The following is a 21,871-nucleotide window of genomic DNA, read 5'->3' on the forward strand; positions in this document are numbered from 1 at the left end:
CGGCACGCCCGCGACGAGTTTTCCTCGCCGCCGCGGTCTACTTTCTCGAGCGTTCCATTCGGGGACGCCGGACATCGTTCGGGAGACACCATGACGCGCATGCTGTTCGTCAACACCTACGTCGAGGACGTGGCCGCGAGCCGCAGCTTCTTCGGCGCCCTGGGGTTCGCGTTCGACGAGACCTTCTCGGACGAGAACACCGCGAGCATGATCGTGAACGACGCCACCACGGTGATGCTGCTGGCGCGGCCGAAGTTCCAGGAGTTCATCCTCGACGAGATGACGGACACGAGCCGGAGCCGAGAGATGTTGCTGGCGGTGTCGGCGGACAGCCGCGAGGCCGTGGACACCCTCGCGGACACGGCGCTGCGCCACGGCGGCAGCGCCTGGACCGACCCGCAGGATCACGGGTTCATGTACGGGCGGTCCTTCCGCGACCTCGACGGCCACGTGTGGGAGGTCATCTGGATGGACCCGGCCGTCGTCGCCGGTGACGGCCCGCCCGACATGTGAGCACCCACGCGAGTTCCGCCACACGATCGGACACGTATCCGCGAGATCGCGGGATGCGACCTGATGGTGTGGGGGAACTCGCGCACCCGTCAGCCGAGGACGTGCTCGCCGAAGATCAGCCCGCGGACCACCCACGTCAGGTCGTCCATCGTGCGCTGCTCACCGGCTGTCCAGGTGTGGGGGCACGCATGCCACGCGGTGAGGGCCCCGACCGCACGGTCGTCGGCGTCGCGCAGCGGATGCGCGAGGTAGGACCCGACCGCCCCGCCGACCACCGCGGGGTGCGTGGCGATGCGCGCGTCCGAGGCCGCGTCGTGCACGACCCACGACCCGGCACCCGACTCGATCACCTGCGCGGCCAGGGAATCCTCGAGCGACGCCTCCCGTGAGTCCGCGAACGCCGGCGCCAGGCCGATCGCGCCGAGGTAGAACACGCGGTCTCGGTCGACGAGCACGATGGCGGCGGACGGCACCCGCAGGGACTCGACGGTGATCGAGACGGCCCGCTCGAACACCGGCGCCCGCGGCGAGTCGAGCAGTCCCGTCCGCCACACCGAGCGCAGCCGGTTCGGATCTCGCACCCGGCGTCCCGCCTCGGTGGGCCCGGCCGGAGTGCGCAGCAACCGGGCCAGCACGGTGTCGTGGATGTACTGCTCGGGCGTCTGGCCGGCGGCGCGAGCCTGGTCCGCGAGCAGCGCGGCCATTTCGTCGTCGAAGTGCGGGTCGCGCGCCATGCGACGACCGTAACCCGCCGACGGGTGTTGCGGCGGTGACCTGCCTAGTCGACGGCGGTGACCACGTCCACGTCGTACGCGGCGGACGGCGCGCCGAGGATCGCCGAGAGGGTCGTCGCCGCCACATCGACGGTGCGTCGGTGGACCGGACGGCGAACCGTGACACGCGTGCCGCAACATCGGTGGCCCTCGGTGTAGAGCTCGAGGGCCACCACCTCCGTTCCGGCGGCGATCAGTGCGCGCACCAGCGCGGTGCGCACCACCACGTCGGTGATGCGCAGGGTGTCCGCGCCCGCCGCCGTCGGGAACACGGAGTCGAGCGGCCACGCCCGCACCCCGACGCCGCGCACCCGGGAGATCGCGCGATCGGTGACGTCGATCCACCTCGACGGCCGGTCGCCGCGGCGCCGAACCGCGTCGGCGGCGCGGTCGGCCGGTCCGCCGCTGCGCGTCACGACCAGGCATCCAATCGGGCTTCGAGGGTGGCCCGAGCGCGCGCGATCTGACCGCGCACCGCGCCGGGCGTCATGGACATGATGTCGGCGACGTCGACCACCCGCAGACCGTCGACCTCGCGCAGCACCCAGCACGCCCGTTGGCGGGGTGGCATCGTGGCGAGGACCGCGTCCACGGCGACGAGAAAGGCTGCGCCGGAACAAGTTCTCGACGGGTCGGTGTGCGGGTCGGTGCAGGCACCGTCGACGACGTGGTCGTCGGCCGGCCGCGGAATGCGGCGACGGCGATGGTCGAGGGACTTGTGCGAGGTGATCCCGAACAGCCAGGTCCGCAGAGCCGACTCCTGCCGATAGCCGGCGATGGCCTTCCACGCGGCGACGAAACTGTCCTGCACCACCTCCTCCGCGGCGCCGTGATCGCCGAGCATCGACTCGGCGAACCTCGTCATCGACGGCGCGAACCGCCGCACGATCTCGTCGAAGGCGTCCCGATCGCCGACGGCCGCAGCTGCGGCCAGTGCGCGGTCGGGCAGCGACGCGAGGTCCAGCGTCGGGAACCGCCCGCCCGGGGCAGGCGCGGGAGCGGACGACCCGTCGGCCCCCACCGGCTGCACGGTCTGCACACCGGGCACGCGGGACGGATGCACCAGCACGACGCGCCCCCCCGTTCCCGACAGCCCCCGATGCACCCACGTCGTGGGCACAACGCACGCGTCGGGATTCCCCGCCCCGCCCCTCCTTACACCCGGATGACGCAGTTCACTCGGTCCCCCGCGTGCGCTTTCCGCGTCGGCATCCGACTCACGGCCACACGATCCGCATCGCGGGTCGATCGCACACGACACGAAAGGACCTCGGTGACCACCCCCCGGACCCCGTCCCGCCGCCGCCACGTTCCCGCCGGGAGCCGCGGCCGCACCACCGTCGCGCCCGCGGTGGTGGAGACGACGGCCGGCCTGGCCGCGGCGGAGGTGCCGGGGCTGCATCCCCACCCGGCGCGGGTGGATCGTCGAGCCCCGTCCGCACGCGCACGTCGCGGCGTCACCGCGCGAGTGCGCCACGGCCGGGCCGACATTCGCCTCGACGTCGTCGCCGACTACGGCGTCCCCATTCCGGAGGTCGCGGCCGACGTCCGACGCGCCGTCGGTGCGGCCGTGTACGCCCGAGCCGGCGTCCGGGTCGACACCGTCGACGTGGCCGTGCACGACGTCTCCCGTCCGTCCCTCCCCTACCGACCACTCGAGGAGCAGAAGCGATGAGCAACAACACATCCGACACCACCCCCGCCCCGATCACCGTCTACGCGGCCGAACTGATCGGCACCGCCGTCCTCGTGATCGGCGGCGTCGGCACCGCCGTTCTCGGCGACGAGGTCGGCACGGTCGGCATCGCCCTCGCGTTCGGCCTCACGCTGCTGGCCCTCGCCTTCTTCATCGGGCCGATCTCGGGGTGCCACGTCAACCCCGCCGTCACCCTGGGCGCGCTGATCGCCGGGCGCATCGACGCCGCCCGCGCGGCCGGCTACGTCGCCGCGCAGGTGGTGGGCGGAATCCTCGGCGCCGCCGTGGTCTACGCGATCGCCGTGGGCTCCCCCGCCTACGACCGGTCGGTGGACGGGTTGGGCGCCAACGGCTTCGGGGACGCGTCCACCGGCGGCTTCTCCCTGGCGGCCGTCGCGATCGTCGAGATCGTGGCCACCGCGATCCTGGTCCTGGTCGTCCTGGGTACCACCGCGGGCCGCAGCGCCACCGTCGTCGCGGCCGTCCCGATCGGCCTCACGCTGACCGTGCTGCATCTGATCGCCATCGGGGTCGACGGCACCTCGGTCAACCCGGCGCGCTCGATCGGTCCGGCCCTGTTCACCGGCGGCGACGCCATCGGCCAGGTCTGGGCGTTCGTGGTCTTCCCGCTGATCGGCGGCCTCGTCGGCGCCGGCCTGCACCGAGTGCTGTTCTCCGCCCGGCGATCCTGACCCGTCAGGGAATCCGCGTCGACAACTCCACCGTCATGGTCGCCCCGCCGCCCGCGGTGTCGGACACCGTCACCGTGCCGCCCATGGCCTCGACGAATCCGCGCACCACGGACAGACCCAGCCCGACGCCCGTCGTGTTGTCCCGGTCGCCCTGCCGCTGGAACGGCGCGAACACCGCCTCGGCGGCATCCGGCGCGATGCCGGGTCCGTTGTCCGCCACCGTGATCACGGCGCGGCCGGCCCCGGTATCGGCGGCGGTCACCCGGATCGTCGACTCGGGCGCGTGGCGGACGGCGTTGTCGACGAGGTTGGCGAGCACCCGTTCGAGCAGCCCGGCATCGGCGGCCACGACGACGTCGTCGACGCCCGTCTCGACGCGGTCGATCGACACGCGGCTGCTCGCCAGGGCGCGCTCGAGCACGTCGGCCACCGGCACCGCGGTCAGCGTGGGTCGGACGACCCCGGCGGCGAGGCGGGACGAGTCGAGCAGGTTGCCCACCAACGCGGTCAGGTGGTCGGTCGACTCCTCGATCGTGGCCAGCAGTTCGGCGGTGTCCTCGGCCGAGAACTCCACGTCGGTGCTCCGCAGACTCGACACGGACGCCTTGACGGCCGCGAGCGGGGTCCGCAGATCGTGGCCGACCGCCGACAGCAGCGCGCGCCGCAGCCGGTCCGCCTCGGCGAGGGCCGCTGCCGCACTGGCCTCCTCGGCCAGCTCGGCCTGGCGGATCAGGCCGCGGGACTGGTTGGCGACGGCCGTCAGCACCCGTCGATCGTGGGCGCGGGTCGCCGGGCCGGCCAGGAGCAACGTGTAATCCCCGTCGGCCGTCGCGACCACGGTGTCGGCATCGTCCGCCGACGTCGGCGGCGCGTCACCCGCCGACCCGACGACGGTCCCGTCGTCGTCGACGAAGGCCACGGCCTGCTGACCGTAGGTCTCGCGGACGCGTTCGAGCAGCGCCGGCAGATCGGCGCCCCGCAGGACGGTTCCGGCGAACAGCGCCAGCAGTTCCGCCTCCTGCGATGCGCGCCGAGCCTCCCGCGACCGCCGGGTCGCCGCGTCGACGAGCACTGCCACGGCGACCGCCATGATGAGCAGCACGACGGTGGTGACGAAGTTGTCGGGCTCGGCGATCGTGAAGCTGTAGCGAGGCTCGGCGAAGAAGAAGTTCAGCAGCAGCCCGGCGATCAGGGCGGACAGCGCCGCGGGGATCACGCCGCCGAGCAACGCCACGGCGAGCACCACGACGAAGAACAGCGCGCTCTCGCCACCCAGTTCGAGGTAGGGGTCCACCAGCATCATGGCGAGCGCGGACAGCACCGGCACCACCACGGCCGCCACCCACGCCAGCACGCGGCGACGCGCGGTGTCCGGACGCAGAAGGCGTCGCCACCGCCATCCGCCGCCCATCTCGGCGTGCGTGACCATGTGCACGTCGATCTTTCCCGAGTCGGCGATGACGGCCGCACCGATCCCCTCGTCGAGGATGCGTGCCCACCGCGAGCGTCGCGACGTGCCGATGACGAGCTGCGTCGCGTTGGCGCCGCGGGCGAAATCGAGCAGCGTGGCCGGGACGTCGTCGCCGACGACGCTGTGCATGCTCGCGCCCAGCGCGGCGGCGAGCCGACGCACCTTGCCCATCTGCGGGGCCGAGACGCCGGCGAGCCCGTCGCCGCGCACCACGTGCAGCACCATGAGCTCGGCGCTCGACTTGGCCGCGATGCGGCGAGCCCGACGTACCAGGGTCTCCGACTCGGGACCGCCGGTGACCGCGACCACCACACGCTCGCGGGCCTCCCAGGTGTCCGTGATGTGGTGTGCCGAGCGGTATTTCGCCAGGGCGGCGTCCACCTGGTCGGCGATCCACAGCAGCGCCAGTTCCCGCAGCGCGGTGAGGTTGCCCTGCCGGAAGTAGTTCGAGAGCGCGGCGTCGACCTTGTCCGGGGCGTAGACGTTGCCGTGAACCAGGCGGCGTCGCAACGCCTCCGGAGCGACGTCGACCAGTTCCACCTGCTCGGCGCCGCGCACCACGGCGTCGGGGACCGTCTCGCGCTGCCGGACCCCGGTGATCTGCTCGACGACGTCGTTCAGACTCTCGAGGTGCTGGACGTTGACGGTGCTGACGACGTCTATACCGGCGGCCAGGATGTCCTCGACGTCCTGCCAGCGCTTCTCGCGCCGGCTGCCCGGAGTGTTGGTGTGGGCCAGCTCGTCGACCAGCACGAGGGCCGGCGCTCGGGCGATCACGGCGTCGACGTCGAGCTCGCGGGCCTCCGCACCGCGGTAGCGCACGGTCCGCAGCGGGACCTGCTCGATACCGTCGAGCAGCTCCGCGGTGTGGACGCGGCCGTGGGTCTCGATGACCCCGGCCACCACGTCGCAGCCGCGGCCCTTCCGTCGGTGCGCCTCCCCCAGCATCGCGTACGTCTTGCCGACGCCGGGGGCGGCACCGAGGTAGATCCGGAGTTCGCCCCTGGTGCTCACGTCGTCCATCGAACCGTGTGACGTCTCGGTTGTCAGGAGGGGGTGCAGGTCGGCGCGGTGAGACCGAGCGCGACGTTGAGCTCGGGCACGTTCACCGCCTCGGCGCCGAGAAAGCCGAACTGTCGTCCGTCGGTGTGCTCGGCGACCAGAGCCCGCACGTCGTCCTCCGATCGGCCGGTGACCGCGGCGACCCGCGGCACCTGGATCGCCGCGTAGGCCGGACTGATGTGGGGGTCGATTCCGGATCCGGAGCCGGTCACGGCGTCCACCGGAACGGCTTCCGGCGCGACGTTCTCCCGCTCGGCGACGGCGGCGCGTCGCTGCTCGACGAACGAGGCCAGGATCTCGCTGCTCGGCCCCTGGTTGGTCGGCAACGCCGCCGAGGGGTCGCCGGGGGCGAACGCGTCGTCGTCGGCGACCGACCCGGTCACCCGCGCGTGGAAGTACGGGTCCGGTTCACCGTCGGGCACCTGCGGATCGACCCCCACCAGCGAGCTGCCGACGACGCATCCGTTCGCATCGCGCAGTGCCGATCCTTCGGCGCTGTCGGTGCCGAGGCGCGAGACCGCCCACACCGCAGCGGGATACGCGATGCCGAGGATCACCGTCAGTGCGAGCAGCACCGACAGGCCGGCGACGATCTGTCCGAGAAAGCGTTGAGTCCAGCGCATGATCAGCCCATTCCGGGAACGAGTCGGACGACGAGGTCGATGAGCCAGATCCCGACGAACGGGGTCACCACCCCACCCACGCCGTAGACGAGGAGATTCCGTCGCAGTAGCGCCGAGGCGCCCGCCGGGGTGTAGCGCACGCCCTTCAGCGCCAGCGGGATCAACCCGATGATGACGAGCGCATTGAAGATCACGGCGGAGAGAATGGCCGACTGCGGTGTCGCCAGTCCCATGATGTTCAGTGCTCCGAGCTGCGGGTAGACGCCGCTGAACAGGGCGGGAAGGATCGCGAAGTACTTGGCCAGATCGTTCGCCAGCGAGAACGTCGTCAGCGCGCCGCGCGTGATGAGCAACTGCTTGCCGATCTCGACGATCTCGATCAACTTGGTGGGATCGGAATCCAGATCCACCATGTTCCCGGCCTCCTTGGCCGCCGACGTGCCGGTGTTCATCGCGACACCGACGTCGGCCTGCGCGAGGGCGGGGGCGTCGTTGGTGCCGTCGCCGGTCATCGCGACCAGCCGCCCGCCCTCCTGCTCGGACCGGATGAGGGCCAGCTTGTCCTCCGGCGTCGCCTCGGCCAGGTAGTCGTCCACTCCGGCCTGCGCGGCGATGGATGCCGCGGTGAGCGGATTGTCACCGGTGACCATGACGGTGCGAATGCCCATGGCGCGCAACTGCGCGAACCGGTCGGCGATGTTCGGCTTCACCACGTCGGAGAGCTCGACGACGCCGAGGACCCGGGCGGAACCGGACGACGCCGTGGCCACGACGAGCGGCGTACCGCCCCTGCGGGCGATCTCCTCGGCCGTGTCGTCCACCGCCGGGTCGACGGTGCCGCCCTGCTCCCGCACCCACGCCAGCACGGAGTCGGTGGCGCCCTTGCGGACTCGATCGCCGTTCAGGTCGACGCCGCTCATGCGGGTCTGGGCCGTGAACGCCACGAATTCGCCGCGGGTCTCCTCGTCGGTGGCGGACGCGGGCAGCTCGTGGTCCCGCACGCAGAGCTCGACGATGCTGCGTCCCTCCGGGGTGCCGTCGGCCAGCGAGGACAGCCGGGCGGCCGCGGCGAGCGCGCCGACGTCGACGCCCGGTGCCGGATGCAGGCCCGTCGCCCGGCGGTTGCCGTAGGTGATGGTGCCGGTCTTGTCCATGAGCAGGGTGTCGATGTCACCGGCCGCCTCGACGGCCCGCCCGGACATGGCCAGGACGTTGCGCTGCACCAGGCGGTCCATGCCCGCGATGCCGATGGCCGACAGCAGTGCGCCGATGGTGGTCGGGATGAGGCAGACCAGCAACGCGATGAGCTGGATCGGATCCGCGGCACGCCCGGCGTAGGCGCCCATCGGTCCGATCGCCACGACGGCGAGCAGGAACACGATGGTGAGCGAGGCCAGCAGGATGTTCAGCGCGATCTCGTTGGGCGTCTTCTGCCGAGCGGCGCCCTCGACGAGCGCGATCATGCGGTCGACGAACGTCTGGCCCTGCGCCGCCGTGATTCTCACGACGATGCGGTCCGACAGCACGGTGGTGCCGCCCGTCACCGCGGAGCGATCGCCGCCCGATTCACGGACGACGGGCGCGGACTCGCCGGTGATCGCCGACTCGTCCACCGTGGCGATGCCCTCGACGACGTCGCCGTCGCCGGGGATGGTCTCGCCCGCGACGACCACCACCTCGTCACCGACGGCGAGGACGGTGGCCGACACCTCCTCGGTGTCGCCGCCGGCGATGCGGCGACGAGCGACGGTGTCGCGCTTGACCGCTCGCAGGCTCGCCGCCTGCGCCTTGCCTCGTCCCTCGGCCACCGATTCGGCGAGGTTGGCGAAGATCAGGGTGAACCAGAGCCACACCGCCACGGCCCACGCGAAGACCGACGGGTCCAGCGCCGCCAACACGGTGGTGGCCACCGAGCCCACCAGGACCACGAACATCACCGGGTTGCGGGCGAGGTGGCGCGGGTCGAGCTTCGCGCACGCCGTCGGGAGCGAGGTCACCATGCGGCGTGGACTGAAGTAGCCGGTGCGGACCGGGGCGACGGCCTCGCCCTCGGTGGGGGTCACCGGATCGAGCGGAGTGAGAGTCGTGAACGTCATTGCACTGCCTCTGCGATGGGGCCCAGCGCGAGCGCCGGGAAGAACGTGAGCGCGGCCACGAGGACCACGGTGCCGAGCAGGAGCGTCGCGAACAGCGGACCGGTCGTCGGGAGCGTGCCCGGATTCGGCGGGGTGCGCTTGGTGGTGACCAGGGATCCGGCGAGCGCGAGCACCAGCACGATCGGCAGGAACCGGCCGAGGAGCATGGCGAGGCCGAGCGAGGTCTGGAACCAGTCGCTGGTGACGGTGAGGCCGCCGAAGGCGCTGCCGTTGTTGTTGGCCGCCGAGGCGAACGCGTAGAGCACCTCGGTGAAGCCGTGGATCGACCCCGGCGTGCCGGGGTCTCCCGAGTTCCCCTGGTACCCGGTGGTCGAGGGGAGCAACACCGTGACGGACGTCCCGATCAACACCAGTGCCGGCATGACGAGCACCGACAGTGCAGCGAGGGTGATCTGCCGGCGGCCGATCTTCTTGCCCAGGTACTCCGGGGTCCGGCCGACCAGCAGGCCACCGACGAAGACGGCGACGATCGCGAGCACCAGCAGTCCGTAGAGACCGGTTCCGACGCCACCCGGGGCGATCTCGCCGACGAGCATGTTGAGCAGGACCGCGCCGCCGCCGAGCGGCGACATGCTGTCGTGGGCCGAATTGACCGCTCCCGTGGACGTTCCCGTGGTGGCGACGGCGAAGAGCGTCGAGCCGGGGATACCGAACCGGACCTCCTTGCCTTCCATCATCGAGCCGGCGGCCTCGGCCGCGACGCCCCGCGCACCGGCCTCGGCCGCGGCGGTGACGGCGAGCAGCGCTGCGAACAGTGCCCCCATGACGGCGAGGAGTGTCAGGCCCTGTCGACGGTCGCCAACCATCGTGCCGAAGGTGCGCGTGAGGGCCACCGGGATCAGCAGGATGGCGAGGATCTCGACGACGTTGCTCAGCGGCGTCGGGTTCTCGAACGGGTGGGCGGAGTTGGCGGCGAGGATGCCGCCACCGTTGGTGCCCAGTTCCTTGATCGCCTCCTGCGAGGCGACCGGGGCGAGGGCGTTGGTGACGGAGGACCCGTCGAGACCCGTCGCGGTGAAACCGGTGGAGAAGGACTGAATCACGCCTTGCGTCAACAGGATCAGGGCGATCACGAACGACAGGGGCAGCAGGATGCGCAGGGTGCCTCGGACCAGGTCGACCCAGAAGTTGCCCAGTTCGCCGCCCACGCGCACCCGGACGAATCCCCGAATGACCGCGGCCGCGACGGCCAGGCCGACGGCAGCGGACACGAAGTTCTGCACCGCCAGACCCACCGGCTGGGTGAGGTTGGACATCGTCGTCTCCGGGACGTACGACTGCCAGTTGGTGTTGGCCACGAACGAGATCGCGGTGTTGAACGCCACCGACGGGCTCACCCCCGGCAGCGCACCGTTCAGCGGCAGCACACCCTGCATCCGCTGCAGCAGGTAGAGGAAGAACACGCTCGCGGCGGAGAAGCCGAGCACCGACATGGAGTAGCCGATCCACGTCTGCTCCGCGCGGGGGTCGATGCGGCACACGCGGTAGATCAGGGACTCGACGCGGGAGTCGGTGCGGGGACGGGTCCGGGTGCGCAAGGCGGTGCCGCCGCCGGTGTCGGGGTCGACACGGGGGTCGTCGTCGCCGGGGGACGCGTACACCCGAGCCATGTAGTTGCCCAACGGCACGTACGCGGCGGCGAGCACGATCACGACAGCGGCGATCTGCAGGCCGGCCGCCAGTGCGGGCGACATCAGAACCGCTCGGGATCGAGCAGGGCGACCAGCAGGTAGATCACCAGAGCCGCGGACACCGCCACCAGGATCACGCTGGTGGCGCCGTCGACGGTCATCGCCCGCCACCCGTCGTGGGGGAGGTGGCGAGGGCACGCACGAGCGCCACGCAGACGCCGAACCCTCCCGCTGCCACCAGGAGATACGCCAGATCGGCCATCGGAGTCGATGCCTCTTTCGGTCGGCCATCGGAGCGGGTTCGCTCCGACACCGCCGGCGGGTCGCGCGGCGGTCGTGTTCTGTCTACGACCGACCGCCGACCCGGAGAGGGCTCCTTACGCGTCCTTGATGCCGGGGAGGCTCGTCATGACGCGGTGCTGACGGAGGATGCTCAAGCGTCTTCTTCCGGTTCGAAGGTGGAGTCCTCGGAATGGCCGACGGCCACGCCCTCGTCGGTGTCGGGGATGGTGTTGTCCTCGCCGAGGCCGCCGTCGTTCTCGTTCTCGTGCCGGGGTTCGGTCATGGTGCGCTCCTGTTCGTGGGGTCGAACGGGGTGCCCGTCCTCCGCGCGGTCAAACGCGGGCGTAGCGTGCGCCGTGGACCAGGAGGCACGAGGTGGGAACCCGCTACCCGCAGTTGATCTTCGGCGAGCACGCCCGGCGCCGTCAGGGCGAGGCCGTGCGCTCGGGCGCGTGGTCGGTCGACGGCGACCCCGGCCCGCAGGAACTCACGGAGCGCGAACTCACGCTGATCCGCGGTGCATTCCAGTTCCACCTCGGCACGATCACGCCGCACGGGTGGCCGTACGTCCAATATCGCAGCGGACCAGTGGGTTTCCTGCGCCACCTCGGCGGACGCACCCTCGGGTTCGCCGACCATCGCGGCAACCAGCAGTACGCCAGCGTCGGCAACATCGAGTCCACGGGCCGCGTCGCGCTCTACCTCGCGGACCTGCCGCGCCGGCAGCGACTGAAGGTGTTCGGCACCGCCACCGTGGTCGACGAGGCGGACGATCCGGCCCTGCTCGAGCGGCTGCGCACCCTCGACGACGGCAGCCGGGTCGGCGCGACGTGCGAGCGCAGCATCCTGATCGACGTCGAGGCCTTCGACTGGAACTGCGCCCGCAGCCTGGTACCGCAGTACACCGAGGAGCAGGTGCGGCGGCGGGTCCAGCCGTACATCGACGAGATCGCCGCGTTGCAGGCGGAGATCGCGCGGCTGCGGGAGGGCTGAGCCCCGTTCCCGCGGGCGCTTCCCGCAGCTGCGGACGGTGCAGTGCACCGTCCGTACACGCGGGAACGATCCGCGGGAAGGGGTGGCACCGTGGTGGCCGGCGCCGCCCTGGTCACCGGTCACAACGCGGACCCGGTGCGCTCACAGTTGCGCGGGCTCGCCGTGCTGTCCACGCGGTCGCCGCTGACCTCGTCGGCGCCACTGAGCGGCCGATCCGCGCGCGTTCCAGCGATCCGCCCCCGCCCCCGCCCCCGCTGCATCTGACGCGGACAGCCGACAGGCGCGCGGATCGAGCCGCAGGTGACCCGCGACCGCCTACTCGGCGAGCTTCGCCACCGCCTGCGCCCACAGGAAGTACTTGTTGGTGCCCAGGTCACGCACCGTCTTGATGTTGAACGCCGCCTTCAGATGCTCGGCGTCGCTGTCGCTCACACCCTGCAGCGACGCCACCGGGGCATCGGCGAGCTCCGTGATCGGCTTCTCCTCGTACGCCTTGTCGAACTTGTCGGCGATTCCGGCCATCGTGCACCTCCGAGAACGTGGTGTTCGGGCCCCTCGGACGAGAAGCCCGGACACCACGGTACGAGTGTGGGCGATGTGCCGCATGGGGTTTCGGACGAGCCGTCCCGAGTGCCGGGGATGTCCGGTCTCGAACGGGACACCGTCGAGAGACGACGAACGATGCGTGGAGCCGCCTTGGGGAATCGAACCCCAGACCTTTTCATTACGAGAACGACGACAGCCGTTCAGGAGGGTTCACCTGAGGTTGTGAAACACCGCCTGAACTGCGGAAATCGTCCGTGCCAGTTCACCGCGATTCATGACCGTTCGTACCGACATGTGTCACTGTCGTGGCATCGAGAGGAATGTCGAGCGACTTCTCGAATCCTTGGTCTCATGTACGAACCCCCGCAGATCGCGCAGCACTCGAAGGTGGCACCCCTCCGTCGGTGGCGTTCGCCGACGCCACCAGTGACCACAACTTTTGGCAGTCGCAGACCCACCTAAAGCTGCGAGCGGGCGGGCCCCAACGGACCAGCAGGTCGACCGCGGCTGCGGACGCCTCCGATGCTCTCCGGGCCGATCCGCCGGTGCGTCATGGGTGTGCTTCATTGTTCTCCTACCATTCAACACATGGTCGATTGCAAGTACTGCCGCATGCCGCTGTATACGACGTGGACGGGAAAATGCAGAACATGCGGCAAGCAAGCGGGGTTCTTCCGCCAGATGGGCGCGACGCAGACTCTGACCCAGCGGGGCGCGATCAAGGACATGCACCGCAAGATGGAGAAGGCCGAACGCGCGGTCGGTAACAGCTACGGCTTCGAGTACGTGGCGAGTCCTCCGAACGTCCTCCACGGCATGACGTGGCAGGCAGCAGAAGAGCTGGCGTGCAAGTGGATGCGCCGCCACGGATACACCGATGCGAAGTTGACGGCCGGCGGCGCTGACGGTGGGATCGACGTGCTGTCCCGAAGAGCTGTGGCGCAGGTCAAGCATCACGCGAAACCTGTGGGTATCTCCGAGATGCAACGCATTCACGGTATCGCCGCATCGACTCGGAAGAAGGCTCTGTTCTTCTCCGCCTCCGGATTCACGCCCAAGGCGCTGGCATGGGCCAAAAAACACAGAATTGAGTGCTACACGTACCCGAAGGTGACGCGAGTGAAGGTATGAGCCTGTGGCTCCGTAGTTCGAACCTCAGGTGGGCGCACCCTGTACGCGCCACCAACCATCCCCACGCCTCAGGGACACCGTCGGCCTAACCGCTCCCGGCGAACTGCGGGGCGCTGTGATTGCTGCCGGCACCTGATCGCTGCACGTGATGCGGCCGCAGACAAACGCCGTCTTGCTTGTAGCGGCCGGCCTTGAGCGGTCTGCCGGGGTGCAGTTTCGTCTCGTTGAATCCAGCCTGTCAGTGACGAGAGACGCCGCCAACGGTAGTGTCTGCAGGCGAGCTAGCCGGAAGTCGATTCAGTGGGGACAACATATGCACACGTCAGCGTACCGACGCTGCGGCGCCAAAATGCTTCCAGTAGTCGCAGCAGCCGCCTTGCTCTCACCTCTGTCACCCGGCTCGGCTGGAGCACAACCAACGGTCGACTACGCCGTGAGCGCCACGATTGACATCCCTGGGAGGCTTGAAGGTGTTGCTCTGTCGCCGGACGGCAAAACTGCCTTCGTTACCCGTCACACAGATGAAAGCACGGACGGCACGTTGTTCAAGATTGACACTGCCACCCGGGCTGTTGTCCAGTCAGTTACCGCTGAGGGATTCCCGATAGGACTCGCTGTGTCACGGGACGGCGAAACGCTGTACATGGGAAACAACGGGGCCAACACGCTTTCCATCGTTGACGCGCGAACGCTCGTCACGCGAGAGATTGTCCCGACCTGTGAGGGCCCGTTGGGGCTGGCGCTCACCCCTGACGGTTCGAAGGTGGTCGTGGCCTGCCAGTTCGACGGGAATGTGCTGGTCTACGACACCCGCACCAAAGACGTTGCGCAGGTCCGGGCCGGCGAGAGGAGCCTCTTCGTCGCGCTGTCGCCAGACGGGAAAACGGCATACACCACAGATCTGCTTGGCGACTACTCGATCGCGGTAATCGATCTCGCTACAACTGAAGTTACCCGTCGCATCCCAACTGGACGCGAGACAGCTTTCTCAATCGAGGTCGCAGATGGCGGCCGAACCCTCTTCGCAACATCCGGCGGGTCCGAAGGCTATCAGTTACAGAAGATCGACATTGTGTCGGGCACTGCGCAGAAGTTGACGCTCGACAGTCAGTACGCGGGCCTCCTCGACGTAGCACCCGACGGCTCCGTTGTATTCGTTTTGAAGGGCGACGCCGTGGATGTCGTCGATGCCCGCTCTCTTCAAGTCATCGACACAGTCCCCGTTCCGTTCTCAAGCCAAGTTGTTGCTGTGGCCCCTGACAGTCGAGCCGCCTATGTCACCAGTCAAGCATCCACCATCTCAGTAATTACTGATATCACCGCACCGACGCCGACACCGATGCCGCCCACCACGGGGTCCGGTTCAGGATTCGGTAGCTGAGAGCGTGCCTGAACCAGTGATGTTCTAATCACTGCGCCACAATGTACGGACGCCGGCTCGCTTGCTAGAATTTGCAACGGTGCTGCACCTCAGGAGATTGCATTGGGGCCTGTCTTTTCCGATGCATTACTGTAAGCGCTTTAGTCGGCTAGTTTGATGGCTTCTTACGCTGCCGACTGTGGCAAGCTTCTAGAGCGGATCAACGAGGTGTGGTTATCGTTTGCGCTTCGCCTTGAGCCGCAGTGCTAGCGGTTTGAGGGTGATAGTCTCTTCCACCTGAAGCGTGTACGACGGGTCCGGCTTCAGATCGAAAGCCCAAACGATCGAGGCAAGCGCGACGACAATCTCGTGGTACGCAAACTGCCTGCCGATACAGGCACGCATGCCCGTTCCGAACGGCTTATACAGATGGGCGAGGTTGTGTGGGACTCGGCCACGCTCGAACCGATCCGGATCGAACTCATGGCCGTTATCTCCCCAGTCGGCGTGGCGGTGCAGTTGCAGCAACACGACAAAAACCCACTCCCCTTTCTCGAAGGGATGCCCCGCTACTCTGGTGTTTTGCCTCGCTTTCCGGAAGTAACCAGGCGCCACGGGCCACAACCGCAACGTTTCGTCAACTACCCGTCGGACGTATCGCAGTCTGCCCACATCCTCGAACTGCAGGTCTCCGGTCGGGCACACTGCGGCGAATTCGGAGCGCATCCGTTCCACCACGTCCGGTCGCAGCGACAGGAAGTGCAGCGCGAACGCCAACACTCCGGCGGATGTCTCCTGACCAGCGACGAGGAACGTCAGAATCTGGTTCCGGATGTTGTCGTTCGAGAGCCGCTTCCCGGTGGCCGGATCGGCGGTCGACAGCATCAGGTCCAGAAGGTCACCGCGTCCCGCTGTCGAGTCCACTCGGCGGGCACGCACGATGTCATCCACCAGCCCTCGGGCCTCTGCCGTATCGTCGCGGTGCTGGTTCCGTGCGCGCCGAAACACCGTGGCCTCCAGGGCAGGATGCGAATAGGCCGCTCTGTTGATGTATTTCAACATGCGCGAGATCCGGACGATCAGCTCGTGCGGGGCGACCTCGTCGAACGACTGAAAGCTGTGACCGAAGGCTACGTCGCCGATGATCTCGAGGGTCAGCTTGTTCGTATCGGCCGGGATGTTGAGCCAGGCGTCTGGCCCTGCTGCGGTCCAATAGTCGATGAGGAGAGCGGTTTTGGCGATCATCGATTCGTGGTAGCGACGCATCGACGATTGTGTGAACGCGGGCGCGAGAATCGCGTGTGCCGTCGCCCACGAGGGCTCGGAGTTGTGGGCGGTGAACAAGCCGTCTCCTGCGACCGATCTGAGGTCGCGCAGCGGCACACCGAGGAGGCGCGTCCACACCGCCTCGTCGTTGACCGCGGCGACTTCCTCCGGGCCGGATACGTACGTCACGCGCGTGCCGAGGACATTCCGCTCGAACATGGTCCCGTACCGTTGAGCGTCTCGCATGGCCCATTGGCTCGATTCCGTGACATGCAAATCGAGGATGTCCCCCAGGAGGGGAAGTCGGCGCGGCGGGTGCGGGAGTACCCGGTCGGCAGACTTGATCACGCTCTCGTGCGGGGTGGTCATCGGGCATGCTCGCTCACTCGAGTCGGGTTCGTCGAAGAGGGCCAGTCTTTGCTGAGCTCGGCCAGAATGCCGAGCTCGCTCTTCAGATCGCCGCTCGATGCAACCGGGAGGCGGGTGAACGCTCGGGCTGGACACCCGCAGCGTCGCCGGTGCGCAGCATCGGCTAAAGCAACGGCCGCGCCGTCGGCGGACACATCGGCGTCGAGATGCCGACCCAGGAGGCTGATCGAGTCTCGGACCTCGATGCACATTCGGTGAGCACGTGCTTTTGGGGAGGTTCGCCTCCCCGACTGACCCAGAACAACCTCCGGGCATGACGCAACGAGGTCGGCCCACATCGGACGAAGCCTCCGGCACGAACGAGACCAGTAGTCGATGCCTAGGGTTTCGACGGCGCGCTCCACCACCGGGAGCGCAGCACACACCGTGGCGAGAATCAGCAGGTAGGAGTAGCTCGCTTCGTTGAGTTCGACACGGAGCTCGACGAAATCGCGGGACCGACTCACCGCTGACAGCAGGCCCATTGCGAGGATGGATGCGGCCTCCTCCAAGCCCCACACTGCGAGCAATACGAACAAGCCGAACGACGCCATCACCGGTACCGACAGCTGGCCGTGACGCAGCTCTCCGACCGAGACGATCAGAACGATCAGCGGCATCGCGCCCGCCCATGCCGAGAACAGCCCGAAGTAGACGGCGGTAGCCCAACCCGGGAGCAGGTCGATGTAGGTGCCGGAGGAACGAGCGGACGTACCGACGACCAGCATCACAAGCCCTGACGCCACCGCAGCGGCAAGGAGGAACCCGGTCTGTCGCGTCGACCACGATGGGGACCGCCACCGCGCAGCTACCGCAGTCAGTGGTGCACCAGCCCACAGCATCAATACGGTTCCGAGTTGTTGTGTGAACGGCACAGGGAGCGAGCCGACGCTTCCGGCATCGAGGGCCGTTTGAACGGAGGACTCGCGAGCCAATGCTGAGAGGATGGCCAGCACCAGCGCAACATTGACGAGGCGTGCAGTCACGGTCTCCCGAACTGCTGCACGCCGAGCCACCAAAACCACCACCCCTGCGGCCACGACGCAAAAGGTGATCGGCGCCGGCACCGACGACGTCACGAGATGCCCATGAAATCGTCCATGGCCGAGGACCGCCGGTAACGAGAGACACGCGCCGACATCACGAGATCGGCGAACATCTCGGCGTCGCCCTCTTGGTCGTCGTCGAAGGAGGACCTATTCATCACCGACGTCAACGTGATCAAGTCGATGTCAGGGAGCAGAGCGGCCAGCGCCGGCTCGTGCCCCACGGATCCATGGTGGCCCAGCAGCATGTGCCCGACTTCGTGCAACACGGTCTGGTCCACCTGATAGTCCGGCGCTCCCCGTTGGTACACGATCTCGTCTCGGTCCTCGAACTCCAGCCACAGGCCACATGCGAAATCGGTGAAGTCCGGTGTGTCGACGGCGACGAGGTCGAGCCGTCGGTTGCGATGGCGAGACAATTCGAGCAGAAACGCGCTCCGGTTCCACGGACTCGGCACCAAGTGTTCGATCTGGCGCGCCGCCGCGAGAACATTCCTCGCCGTGTCGTTCATGTCCCCCCCGGACAATGTTTGTTGCTAGTTCAGGCCGACAGATCGCTCTCGGCGTTCGCGAAGCTCCCGCAGCACTGCGGTCAATCGCTCGGGATCGGTGTCTTCGTCTCCCCCGCGTAGCCTGACGCCCCGAATGCCGCCCGACACCAGCTCGTCGATCAGAGTCAGTTGGGTGTGAAGCCTGGGGGCTGCGGTCTCGTCGAGAAGGTACTCGCGACTGGACGGAAAAATCTCCGCCAAAGCCTCGACGACGTTGGCCGGGATCGGCCTGGTGCCTCGTCTGAAGCTCGCCATGTCGTCAGCACTCACGGTGGTCGCCGTGGCAATACTGACTGCGCGAGCGACGTCGTCGTGACTCCGCTCGGTGCCGTCGGATGCTCGCCAGACACGAAAGAGAAGGTCGAGTCGCCTGGACAGCGGAATAACGTGCCGCGTTCGATCGTCGATCATTGTTGCCTCCTAGAGAACCTGGCCTCGAATTCGGCGAGCAGACCCTGATCAGCGTCGATCTCCCGGCCCGCCAACCACCGCCGGTACAGCCGCTCTTTCCCGTCCTCGTCGTCGTCTGACCCCGCGGGTTCGTCGAGCAGTTCGCTGAAAACCGCGTACACCGGAGAGAGTGCACCGTTTTCACGCTTGTTCTCTTCGAAGAGGCGCGTGACGTATTCGCCGTACATTGGCCGCAGCGACACCGCCAGCCGTCGGGCCAGGTCCTCGAGACGTGCGTCCTTCATCTCCCGGGCGATCGTGTCGAGCTCGCGCGAGATGCCGAGTAAGTCGAGAACGACGCGAAGGGCGACGGCGACGCCGTCCGGTCCGAGCGAGGCAACCCCGTCGTTTGCTCGCCTCGGCTTCGGCGTCCCGCCGCGAAGCACGTCGGACGCCGAACCCGGTTCCCATTCCAACGCGGCGTCGAGTTTCCCCAATGTCGTGGCGGACACGGTGCGGGTTGTGCCCTCCTCGATGTCCTTCAGCGTAGGTATCGAGGGCCCGCCCCGGTCACGCACCTGTGGACGCGACAGACCGAGTTCGGTACGGCGTTTCCACACGTACTCGGCTAATCGTCCAGGACCGTCCACGTCCAGAACAGTAGAGCGTCGCTGAAGTCACGAGCAAGAAAAACAACTAGACGCGTGAACAGTGTTGATGCTCGTCGACGGGGCGGCGTACTTATGTTTATTTGCGTTTCTCTATCTTTTTGTAGCGGCGCGTTGTTACTCTGCAGGTGGTGGTCCGGACTGGGGAGGCGAAGTGTCCACACATCAGACATACGGCGGCGGTGGCGTCGGAGAGTGCAACGAGATCGTCGTCGACGTGCGAACAGGGCAACGCCTTCGCTGCTCCATCACCGGCGAAGGTGAGCATCACCGCCACGAAGCCTGGTCCGGCGACGGAGAGGTCATCGCACAGTGGGAGGCACCGCCGGCACTCTCGTCCGCCCCGTAGCGACCCCGACGTCGTCACCACAGCAGCGCGCATTCCGGTCCGGAACCGGCCCTCAGTTCCGGACTCGCTCATCGCCACACGATGGCGCGCAATCGATTGTTCGACAACCAATTCCTAATGAGTGGAGATCAGTCATGTCCAAGCACAGTCCCGGGCGGTCACGGAGATCACGAAGCGCAGCAACCGCTGCGCCAGTTGTCATCGGTTGCGTCGTGCTCACCTCCGGTGGGTACGGCGACATCGCGCATGCAGCGCCGCAGGACTTCGTGACCGCACCGGACACCGCGCAGAGCGGCACCACGAACGCCACCCCGGTCCCGGCTCCGACGTCCCAGCGTGAGTTCCTGCCCGGGTTCACCCCGTCACCGCAGGTCCAGCAGTCGCAGTGGCGCAGCTACGACGACTACCAGTCCGGCCGCCAGCAGTCCTCGACCACCACCGCGCCGGTCTGCTACGCCCCGGCCCCGCAGCAGTCCGCCCCGGCCGCGCCCGCACCATTCGTCCCGCCGACCCCGCCGACCCCGCCGCCTCCGCCGACGGTGCAGCGCACCGTCATCTCCCCGATCGACGCACCGGAAGGCACCATCCTGATCGGCAGCCAGGCCGTCGCACGCCCGGACTTCATCGACGCCCGCACGGCCGAGCAGTTCAACAACTCCGCTTCCGCACTCCAAGCCGACGGCGCGAACGCCCTGGTGAACGCCGGACTGGCCGACGCACCGCAGGCCGACCGTGTCGCAGCCGGCGCCGCGACCGGCATCGTCGTCGGCGGCGCAATCGGTGCCGCCGCCCTCGGTATCCCTGCCACCGCCGTCGGCGCTGTCGGCGGTGGCCTGGTCGGACTCGGAATCGGTTCTGCCACGGTGCCGTTCGTGTGGTGGGCACCGGGCATCGGTTGGGTCTTCGGCCCCGGCGTCGGTGCCGCCATCGGTGCCGGTGTCGGTGCCGCCGCGCTCGGTGTGCCCGCGGCCTTCGTCGGTGCGGGTATCGGCGGTGCGATCGGTGGTGCCATCGGCGCGACCGCGTTGGGCGGCGAGCAGACCACCATCACCGAATCCGCCCCCGCCGCTCCGGCGGGGGCTGCCGAACCGGCCCCGGTGTGGACGCCGCCGCAGGATCTCGCCCCGGTCGTCGACTCCGCCCCGGCCTACGTCGAGCAGGCCCGCACCGCGGTCGCCGAACAGCCCGGCGGCGCAGCCGTGCTGGACGCGGTCGACACCGCCGTCGCCGACGCGACCCCGGTGATCGAGCAGGGCACCGCCGCGCTGAACGCCGCGCTGGCCCCGTTGGGCGTCGCGGTCTGATCGCCGGGTGCAGCCGGACCCGCACTACCCGGGGCCCGGCTGCATCCGAAGGTTCGACACCGACCTCCCCACCCCCTCCACCGAAAGGCGCACTGCCGTGGCCCATTCCGAGGACCCGCACCCCGACGACGGGGCGGACGACTGGTTCACCGCCGCTGATACCGCCCCCGCAGCGGAGCCTGCGGCGGGGGAGAGCGGGCGCCGGCTGAGCCTGGCCGCCCGGCCACTCGACACGGACAGCGTCGACAGCGATCACGACGTCGAGGACTGGTTCGCCGACCACGACACCGCTGCACCGGCCGGTGGTCCGGTCGACGAGTTCGGCACCCGCACCGACACGCTGCGCGCGCACGCCGACCACACCGCACCCGCAACCGGTGCGTCGTGGTGGCGTCGGCATCGCAGCTCGGTCGCCGTCGCCGCCGCCCTCACCGCCCTGGTCGGCGTCGTCGGCGGAGCGGCACTCGTGCTGACCGGCATCGGGGGGCCGGAACCGGCCACCGCAGCACCGTTGCTGCCCACCAGCACCGTCGACACCACCACCGCTGCCGCCCCGGCGCAGCCCGCCACCGGCGAGGTCGCCGCGGCCGACTTCACCTGGTGCGCCGGCCAAGCCCCCGGTGAACCGGTCACCGGGGACACCACCGACCCCGGCATGGCCGCGATCTGGCGGTTCGAGAAGGCGTTCTACTTCGACCGCGACCCCGTCGCCGCCCGCGCCGCCGCCACCCCCGACGCCGTCATGGCCTCGGCCGACCGGCTGCGCCTGGGCATCGACGCCCTCGAGCCCTCGGTGGAGTTCTGCGTCCTCGCCGACCCCGTCTCGCCCGGTGTCTACGACGTGACCGTGGCCGAACGCGGCCCCGGCATCGACCCCCGCACCACCACGCAACGGTTCACCACCGCCGAGTCCGGCGGCACCACCTCCATCACCGCCATCACCCGCCGCTGACTCGACGA

Annotated in this window: 23 protein-coding genes; 8 read left to right on the forward strand and 15 right to left on the reverse strand. The window is 68.7% G+C overall.

What is annotated here, in order from left to right:
* Positions 1-90 precede the first annotated feature (90 nt).
* The gene (locus tag HQ603_RS08955) at positions 91-513 is read left to right on the forward strand and encodes a VOC family protein (protein ID WP_222684201.1); all 423 of its coding nucleotides are present in this window, start codon (positions 91-93) and stop codon (positions 511-513) included.
* Positions 514-602: 89 nt separating this feature from the next.
* On the opposite strand, the gene HQ603_RS08960 is transcribed toward HQ603_RS08955, so the two are convergent.
* The 3 genes from HQ603_RS08960 to HQ603_RS08970 are packed head-to-tail and all read right to left on the reverse strand — an operon-like array spanning position 603 to position 2,355.
* Positions 603-1,247, reverse strand: coding sequence for a GAF domain-containing protein (locus tag HQ603_RS08960; protein ID WP_222684202.1), 645 nt, complete (start codon positions 1,245-1,247; stop codon positions 603-605).
* Between the two features lie 44 nt (positions 1,248-1,291).
* Complete coding sequence (locus tag HQ603_RS08965; protein ID WP_222684203.1) at positions 1,292-1,702, reverse strand: hypothetical protein; 411 nt, start codon at positions 1,700-1,702, stop codon at positions 1,292-1,294.
* Entirely contained in the window at positions 1,699-2,355 is a 657-nt protein-coding gene (locus HQ603_RS08970) for an RNA polymerase sigma factor (protein WP_308126432.1), read from the reverse strand. The genes HQ603_RS08965 and HQ603_RS08970 overlap by 4 nt, the downstream gene beginning before the upstream one ends.
* A 204-nt stretch (positions 2,356-2,559) precedes the next feature.
* On the opposite strand from HQ603_RS08970, the gene HQ603_RS18885 reads away from it, so the two are divergent.
* A complete protein-coding gene (locus tag HQ603_RS18885; protein ID WP_222699705.1) occupies positions 2,560-2,961 on the forward strand; it encodes an Asp23/Gls24 family envelope stress response protein in 402 nt (133 codons plus the stop codon).
* Positions 2,958-3,674: an aquaporin gene (locus HQ603_RS08980; RefSeq protein WP_222684206.1), complete on the forward strand. Its 717-nt coding sequence runs from the start codon at positions 2,958-2,960 to the stop codon at positions 3,672-3,674. Before HQ603_RS18885 ends, HQ603_RS08980 begins: the two co-directional genes overlap by 4 nt.
* A gap of 4 nt (positions 3,675-3,678) precedes the next feature.
* Here the strand turns inward: HQ603_RS08980 and HQ603_RS08985 are convergent, their stop codons facing one another.
* The 6 genes from HQ603_RS08985 to HQ603_RS18890 all read right to left on the reverse strand — a co-directional run bounded on the left by HQ603_RS08985 (position 3,679) and on the right by HQ603_RS18890 (position 11,182).
* Positions 3,679-6,168, reverse strand: a complete 2,490-nt coding sequence (locus tag HQ603_RS08985; RefSeq protein WP_222684207.1) for a sensor histidine kinase — start codon at positions 6,166-6,168, stop codon at positions 3,679-3,681.
* Between the two features lie 23 nt (positions 6,169-6,191).
* Positions 6,192-6,830: a potassium-transporting ATPase subunit C gene (locus HQ603_RS08990; protein ID WP_222684208.1), complete on the reverse strand. Its 639-nt coding sequence runs from the start codon at positions 6,828-6,830 to the stop codon at positions 6,192-6,194.
* A 2-nt stretch (positions 6,831-6,832) separates the two neighbouring features.
* A complete protein-coding gene (gene kdpB / locus HQ603_RS08995) occupies positions 6,833-8,926 on the reverse strand; it encodes a potassium-transporting ATPase subunit KdpB (protein ID WP_222684209.1) in 2,094 nt (697 codons plus the stop codon).
* Positions 8,923-10,680, reverse strand: coding sequence for a potassium-transporting ATPase subunit KdpA (gene kdpA, locus HQ603_RS09000; RefSeq protein ID WP_222684210.1), 1,758 nt, complete (start codon positions 10,678-10,680; stop codon positions 8,923-8,925). Before kdpA ends, kdpB begins: the two co-directional genes overlap by 4 nt.
* Complete coding sequence (gene kdpF / locus HQ603_RS09005) at positions 10,680-10,778, reverse strand: K(+)-transporting ATPase subunit F (protein ID WP_068149352.1); 99 nt, start codon at positions 10,776-10,778, stop codon at positions 10,680-10,682. Before kdpF ends, kdpA begins: the two co-directional genes overlap by 1 nt.
* A 272-nt stretch (positions 10,779-11,050) precedes the next feature.
* Positions 11,051-11,182 carry a hypothetical protein gene (locus HQ603_RS18890; protein ID WP_261773604.1) on the reverse strand — a complete coding sequence of 44 codons (132 nt, stop codon included), beginning with the start codon at positions 11,180-11,182 and terminating at the stop codon, positions 11,051-11,053.
* 92 nt (positions 11,183-11,274) lie between these two features.
* On the opposite strand from HQ603_RS18890, the gene HQ603_RS09010 reads away from it, so the two are divergent.
* On the forward strand, positions 11,275-11,892 hold the full coding sequence (locus tag HQ603_RS09010) for a pyridoxamine 5'-phosphate oxidase family protein (RefSeq protein WP_222684211.1): 618 nt from the start codon (positions 11,275-11,277) through the stop codon (positions 11,890-11,892).
* Positions 11,893-12,207: 315 nt separating this feature from the next.
* Here HQ603_RS09010 and HQ603_RS09015 read toward each other — a convergent pair whose 3' ends face one another.
* Complete coding sequence (locus HQ603_RS09015) at positions 12,208-12,414, reverse strand: hypothetical protein (protein ID WP_222677266.1); 207 nt, start codon at positions 12,412-12,414, stop codon at positions 12,208-12,210.
* Between the two features lie 612 nt (positions 12,415-13,026).
* On the opposite strand from HQ603_RS09015, the gene HQ603_RS09020 reads away from it, so the two are divergent.
* Positions 13,027-13,569, forward strand: coding sequence for a restriction endonuclease (locus HQ603_RS09020; RefSeq protein ID WP_214504360.1), 543 nt, complete (start codon positions 13,027-13,029; stop codon positions 13,567-13,569).
* Between the two features lie 433 nt (positions 13,570-14,002).
* Positions 14,003-14,950, forward strand: coding sequence for a YncE family protein (locus HQ603_RS09025; RefSeq protein WP_222684212.1), 948 nt, complete (start codon positions 14,003-14,005; stop codon positions 14,948-14,950).
* Between the two features lie 213 nt (positions 14,951-15,163).
* Here the strand turns inward: HQ603_RS09025 and HQ603_RS09030 are convergent, their stop codons facing one another.
* The 5 genes from HQ603_RS09030 to HQ603_RS09050 are packed head-to-tail and all read right to left on the reverse strand — an operon-like array spanning position 15,164 to position 19,240.
* A complete protein-coding gene (locus HQ603_RS09030) occupies positions 15,164-16,564 on the reverse strand; it encodes a cytochrome P450 (RefSeq protein WP_222684213.1) in 1,401 nt (466 codons plus the stop codon).
* A complete protein-coding gene (locus HQ603_RS09035) occupies positions 16,561-17,682 on the reverse strand; it encodes a DUF6545 domain-containing protein (RefSeq protein ID WP_222684214.1) in 1,122 nt (373 codons plus the stop codon). The genes HQ603_RS09030 and HQ603_RS09035 overlap by 4 nt, the downstream gene beginning before the upstream one ends.
* Positions 17,679-18,161, reverse strand: coding sequence for a hypothetical protein (locus HQ603_RS09040; protein WP_261773605.1), 483 nt, complete (start codon positions 18,159-18,161; stop codon positions 17,679-17,681). The genes HQ603_RS09035 and HQ603_RS09040 overlap by 4 nt, the downstream gene beginning before the upstream one ends.
* 24 nt (positions 18,162-18,185) lie before the next feature.
* Entirely contained in the window at positions 18,186-18,611 is a 426-nt protein-coding gene (locus HQ603_RS09045; RefSeq protein ID WP_214504271.1) for a hypothetical protein, read from the reverse strand.
* Positions 18,608-19,240 (reverse strand): XRE family transcriptional regulator, encoded by a 633-nt coding sequence (locus HQ603_RS09050; protein WP_222684215.1) that lies wholly within the window; start codon positions 19,238-19,240, stop codon positions 18,608-18,610. The genes HQ603_RS09045 and HQ603_RS09050 overlap by 4 nt, the downstream gene beginning before the upstream one ends.
* Positions 19,241-19,819: 579 nt before the next feature.
* Between HQ603_RS09050 and HQ603_RS09055 the strand changes: the two genes are divergently transcribed.
* Together HQ603_RS09055 and HQ603_RS09060 are read left to right on the forward strand one after the other, a co-directional pair.
* Entirely contained in the window at positions 19,820-20,911 is a 1,092-nt protein-coding gene (locus HQ603_RS09055) for a hypothetical protein (protein ID WP_222684216.1), read from the forward strand.
* 97 nt (positions 20,912-21,008) lie between these two features.
* The gene (locus HQ603_RS09060) at positions 21,009-21,863 is read left to right on the forward strand and encodes a hypothetical protein (RefSeq protein ID WP_222684217.1); all 855 of its coding nucleotides are present in this window, start codon (positions 21,009-21,011) and stop codon (positions 21,861-21,863) included.
* The last annotated feature ends 8 nt before the right edge of the window (positions 21,864-21,871 follow it).

Origin of the sequence: Rhodococcoides corynebacterioides (assembly GCF_019834675.1) — a bacterium.
GTDB lineage: Bacteria > Actinomycetota > Actinomycetes > Mycobacteriales > Mycobacteriaceae > Rhodococcoides > Rhodococcoides corynebacterioides_A.